This is a genomic window from Aeromicrobium sp. PE09-221 (assembly GCF_002174305.1).
Lineage (GTDB): Bacteria > Actinomycetota > Actinomycetes > Propionibacteriales > Nocardioidaceae > Aeromicrobium.
This window is the reverse complement of sequence record NZ_MIJB01000051.1, coordinates 1-4,545: the sequence shown is the minus strand read 5'-3', so window position 1 is coordinate 4,545 and position 4,545 is coordinate 1. Positions and strand designations below refer to the sequence as shown.

The following is a 4,545-nucleotide window of genomic DNA, read 5'->3' as shown; positions in this document are numbered from 1 at the left end:
AACCTTGTGCGCCGGGTGGAGCTAAGGGGATTCGAACCCCTGACCTCTTCCATGCCATGGAAGCGCGCTACCAACTGCGCCATAGCCCCGTTGAACCTCGTCAACTCTATCCGATGGGGCCTAGCCGCCCCAACTCGGGGTCCCCTCCGCGTCGAGTGGTGCCATCTCGACCACGAGCGGTGCATATTCGCCCCTGAAACGAGCGGGGAGGGGCGAATATGCACCACTCGGCGACGCGGGAAGATCCGGGGGTACCGTCACGTCTCTTCGTCATCGGACAGCACCGGCTCGGGCAGGCTGCCGGTGTTCCACTCTGCGAGGCGCCACTCCGACCAGTCGCGGTAGCGGCTCTCCTCCAGCACCGACCAATTGCAATTGGCCATGCCTCCGAGCGTCCGCCATGAGCTCTCGGGGAGATCCAGGAAGGAGGAGACACCGGTGCGGATGACGGCACCGTGGGCGACCACCACGAGGGTCTGGCCGCGCCCGAGCGAATCGAGGGTGTCGCGCAGCGCATCGGCGAACCGGTCCCCCGCCTGGCGGTGGGTCTCGCTGCCCGGCACCTTGGTCTCGTCGCCGTCCACCCACGCCTGCATGGCCTCGGGCATCCGGTCCCAGGCCTGCGGCCAGGTCAAGCCCTCACGGGCGCCGAAGTCCATCTCGCGGAACCGGCGATCGAGCTCGACGGGCAGGCCGGCCACCTCTCCCAGCGCCGCGGCCGTGGACGCGGCTCGTTTGAGATCGGAGGACACGATCCTGCTCGGAGCGAGCGCGGCGAGGTAGCCGGCGGCCTCCTTCGCCTGCGCCTGACCGACCTCATCGAGGGGAATATCGCTCTGCCCCTGGACACGTCCCGCGACATTCCAGGCCGTCCGGCCGTGCCGCCAGACGATGACCCGTCGATGAGCCACGTCAGCCCAGCCCCAGATCGACGGTCGGGCAGTCGCTCCACAGGCGCTCGAGGCCGTAGAACTCCCGCTCCTCGGAGTGCTGGATGTGCACGACGATGTCGGCATAGTCCAGCAGGACCCAGCGACCCTCGCGCTCACCCTCCCGACGGACCGGCTTGGCCCCGAGGGACAGCAGCCTCTCCTCCACCGCATCACGGATCGCGGACATCTGCGGCGGATTAGCACCTGTGCAGAGCACGAAGACATCGGTGATGTAGAGCTGTTCGGAGACGTCGAAGGCCACGATCTGAGTGGCCTTGCGATCATCGGCCGCCTCGGCGGCGGCGCGGGCGAGCTCGACGGCACGTTCAGTGGCGGTCATGATGATGAGTCCTCAGGTTGGTACAGGCGGTGTTTGCCGATGTACTGCACGACGCCGTCGGGCACGAGGTACCAGACCGGCTCGCCCTTGTGCACCCGCACGCGACAGTCGGTCGACGAGATCGCCAGCGCGGGGATCTCCACCAGCGTCACCCGATCGTGCGGGAGCCTGCTGATCGTCTCGGCATCCATCTCGTGTCCGGGACGGGTACAGCCGACGAAGTGCGCCAGATCGAAGAGTTCGTCGTGATCGCGCCAGGTCAAGATGGCGGCCATCGCGTCGGCGCCGGTGATGAAGTACAGCTCGTCATCGGGGTGCTGCGCGGCAAGATCACGCAGAGTATCGATGGTGTAGGTCGGGCCGTGCCGGTCGATGTCGACCCGGCTCACCTGAAAGCGTGGATTGGCGGCCGTCGCGATGACCGTCATGAGGTACCGGTCCTCCGCGGGTGACACGTCACGGTCGGCCTTCTGCCATGGCTGACCCGTGGGCACGAAGACGACCTCGTCGAGGTCGAACCAGGACTGCACCTCGCTCGCGGCGACGAGGTGGCCATGGTGGATGGGGTCGAACGTTCCGCCCATCACCCCGATGCGGCGGCGTTCGTCGGCCATCTGGCTCAGGTGTGCTCGCGGCCCTTGCCGAAGGCGACGAGGATCAGCAGCAGGATGAACAGGAACACGAACGCGGCCACGCCCACGAGCGGAGCGGCGATCGCCGGCTCGTGACCGGCCTCCTCGGCGAACTTCAGCAGATCGAGCATGGGGACAATCTACCAGCGGTCACCGGAGGTGACCGTCGCCGGTCACCAGATAGGTGGTCGTCGTCATCTCGCGCAGGCCCATCGGACCGCGAGCGTGCAGCTTCTGGGTGGAGATGCCGATCTCGGCACCGAAGCCGAACTCGCCGCCGTCGGTGAACCGGGTGGAGGCGTTGACCATGACGGCTGCCGAGTCGACACCGCGCGTGAACCGCTGCGCGGAGGCGAGGGACCGCGTGACGATCGCCTCCGTGTGCCCCGACGAGTAGCGCCTGATGTGCTCGATCGCCGTGTCCAACGAGTCGACGACCCGCGCCGAGATCTCCGAGGCGAGGAACTCGGTGGCGTCGTCCTCCTCCGTGACCGGTACGACCGAGGGGTCGACCGCCTGGAACCTGGCATCGCCGCGGATCAATACACCGCGCTCCAGCAGCGCGGCGACGATCTTCGGGACGAACTCGTCCGCAATAGCGGTGTGCACCAGCAGCGACTCCGCCGCATTGCAGACACTCGTGCGCTGGGTCTTGGAGTTGATCACGATATCCAGGGCCATCTCGAGGTCGGCATCGGCATCAACGTATACGTGGACATTGCCAGTGCCGGTCTCGATGACGGGGACGGTGGACTCCTCGACCACAGCGCGGATCAGCCCGGCTCCCCCGCGGGGGATCACCAGATCCACCAACCCACGGGCCTGCATCAGATGGGTCGCCGAGGAGCGATCATCGGACGGGATCGCCTGGACGAGGTCCGCCGGCAGCCCTGTGGCCGTGAGCGCCTCTCGCATGACACGGACGATGGTGCTATTGGATCTCGCGGCATTGCGCGACCCGCGCAGCAGTGAGGCGCTGCCCGCCTTGAGGCAGATCGCCGCCGCATCGGCGGTGACATTGGGCCGTCCCTCGTAGATCATGCCGATGACGCCCATCGGCACGCGGATCTGCCGCAGCTCCAGCCCATTCGCGAGGCTGGAGCCTCGGACCACCTCGCCCACAGGATCGGGGAGGGCCGCAACCTGTCGCACGCCATCGGCGAAGGCTGCGACCCGGTCGGCGTCGAGGGCGAGCCGATCGACGACGTTCTCGGGGGTCCCTTCGTCCCGTGCCGCGGCCACGTCCAGCGCATTCGCTGCGACGATCTCCCCCGTTGAAGCGACGAGGGCATCAGCGATCGCGATCAGCGCGGCATCCTTCTCCGCCGTCGAGGCCTGCGCGAGCACCGTCGCCGCAGATCGCGCGCGGCGCGCCGCGTCGTGGACCAACTGCCTCATGGCGGCAGTCTAGACCAGGGAGTCAGCCTTCGAGCTCGGCCAGGCGCTCCTCGGCATCGGTCAGCTTGTCGCCGTCGACCGCGACGACCCGGTGGAACCAGCTCACGGCCTCGTCACGGCGTCCCGCCGCCAGCAGCGTGTCCGCATAGGCATAGCGGAGACGAGCCACCCAGTCGGCACGGCTCTTGCTCATCAGATTCTCGGCCTCGAGCAACTGCAGTGAAGCCTCCACCTGACCCATGTCTCGCCGTGCACCCGCCACGACGATGGTCAGCTCCGCATTGCCACCCTCGTCGAGCTGGGCGCGGATCTCCGAGGTGTCGTACTCGAGGGCCTTCTGCGGGCGCTTCAACGCACGTTCACAGTCCGCCATCATCGGCGCGTAGATCACGCGGCCCGTGATCCGCCGCGCCGCGCGGAACTCCGCGAGCGCCTCGGACCAGTTGCCGAGGGCATAGGCGGTCTCGCCGGTCGCCTCACGCACGAGCCCGTTCCGCATGGCGCGCGCCCGAGCAGCGAGCGCGTGCTGGTGGGCTAGGGCGGGATCCTCGTGCAGCAGGGAACCGGCCATCACGAGATGCCGGGCGACCTTCTCGGATAGCTTCGGGGGGATGTTCTGCAGCTCCTGGCGGGCGAACCGATCCAGGTCCTTCGCACTCACATCGTCGGGGATGGGAGGGCCGTCGTAGACCTTCTGCGCCTCGGTGCGTTCACGCGGCTCGGGCCGGCGATCGCGCGGGGGCCCGCCCTGTCGACCGCCGCGTCCCTGCGCTGGCTTGCCGTCACGACTGGGCTTGCCGTCGCGCGTCGGCTTGCCGCCCTTGCCTGCCGGGCCGCCCCTGCTTCCGCCAGGGCGTCCGGAGCCGCCCTGCGAGCGCTGGTTGCCGCCGGAGCCTCCGCGGCCCTGGCCCTGACGTGGTCTGTTCGATTCAGCTGCCATAGTAATTCCTTGATACACCCGTGAATGCGGCGAGGCCGCCCCAGGGTTCTGGGGCGGCCTCGCGCTAGTGGTTGTCCGGCGACGTCCTACTCTCCCACACCGTCTCCAGTGCAGTACCATCGGCGCTGAAGGGCTTGACTTCCGGGTTCGGAATGTGACCGGGTATTTCCCCTTCGCTATGGTCGCCGTAACTCTCTCAACCATCCAACTATCCAATTAATAGCCGTTGATGGTCTGGGAACCTCATAGTGGACGCGAACAACTCGAAAAGTATGTGTTGGGTGACAAGCCCTCGGCCTATTA

At 67.4% G+C, this 4,545-nt stretch carries 6 protein-coding genes, 1 tRNA gene and 1 rRNA gene; all 8 read right to left on the bottom strand.

Annotated features, from left to right (window positions below; all coding sequences use genetic code 11):
• Positions 1–16: 16 nt before the first annotated feature.
• The 8 genes from BHE97_RS19030 to rrf all read right to left on the bottom strand — a co-directional run bounded on the left by BHE97_RS19030 (position 17) and on the right by rrf (position 4,432).
• Positions 17–89 (bottom strand) — tRNA-Ala (locus tag BHE97_RS19030).
• Between the two features lie 168 nt (positions 90–257).
• The gene (locus BHE97_RS19025) at positions 258–911 is read right to left on the bottom strand and encodes a histidine phosphatase family protein (protein ID WP_201791542.1); all 654 of its coding nucleotides are present in this window, start codon (positions 909–911) and stop codon (positions 258–260) included.
• Between the two features lies 1 nt (position 912).
• A complete protein-coding gene (gene rsfS, locus BHE97_RS19020; protein WP_087625613.1) occupies positions 913–1,272 on the bottom strand; it encodes a ribosome silencing factor in 360 nt (119 codons plus the stop codon).
• On the bottom strand, positions 1,269–1,886 hold the full coding sequence (nadD, locus tag BHE97_RS19015) for a nicotinate-nucleotide adenylyltransferase (RefSeq protein WP_087625612.1): 618 nt from the start codon (positions 1,884–1,886) through the stop codon (positions 1,269–1,271). Before nadD ends, rsfS begins: the two co-directional genes overlap by 4 nt.
• A 5-nt stretch (positions 1,887–1,891) precedes the next feature.
• On the bottom strand, positions 1,892–2,035 hold the full coding sequence (locus BHE97_RS20260) for a hypothetical protein (protein ID WP_170931514.1): 144 nt from the start codon (positions 2,033–2,035) through the stop codon (positions 1,892–1,894).
• Between the two features lie 19 nt (positions 2,036–2,054).
• A complete protein-coding gene (locus BHE97_RS19010) occupies positions 2,055–3,302 on the bottom strand; it encodes a glutamate-5-semialdehyde dehydrogenase (protein WP_087625611.1) in 1,248 nt (415 codons plus the stop codon).
• A 22-nt stretch (positions 3,303–3,324) separates the two neighbouring features.
• Positions 3,325–4,242 carry a tetratricopeptide repeat protein gene (locus BHE97_RS19005; RefSeq protein ID WP_087625610.1) on the bottom strand — a complete coding sequence of 306 codons (918 nt, stop codon included), beginning with the start codon at positions 4,240–4,242 and terminating at the stop codon, positions 3,325–3,327.
• Between the two features lie 73 nt (positions 4,243–4,315).
• Positions 4,316–4,432: ribosomal RNA gene (rrf, locus tag BHE97_RS19000) — 5S ribosomal RNA — on the bottom strand.
• Positions 4,433–4,545: the final 113 nt, after the last annotated feature.

What these genes read in the sequence shown, in the direction of transcription:
- BHE97_RS20260 (WP_170931514.1), bottom strand. Translation starts at nt 2,035, where the DNA reads ATGCTCGATCTGCTGAAGTTCGCCGAGGAGGCCGGTCACGAGCCGGCG.
- rsfS (WP_087625613.1), bottom strand. Translation starts at nt 1,272, where the DNA reads ATGACCGCCACTGAACGTGCCGTCGAGCTCGCCCGCGCCGCCGCCGAG.
- nadD (WP_087625612.1), bottom strand. Translation starts at nt 1,886, where the DNA reads ATGGCCGACGAACGCCGCCGCATCGGGGTGATGGGCGGAACGTTCGAC.
- BHE97_RS19010 (WP_087625611.1), bottom strand. Translation starts at nt 3,302, where the DNA reads ATGAGGCAGTTGGTCCACGACGCGGCGCGCCGCGCGCGATCTGCGGCG.
- BHE97_RS19005 (WP_087625610.1), bottom strand. Translation starts at nt 4,242, where the DNA reads ATGGCAGCTGAATCGAACAGACCACGTCAGGGCCAGGGCCGCGGAGGC.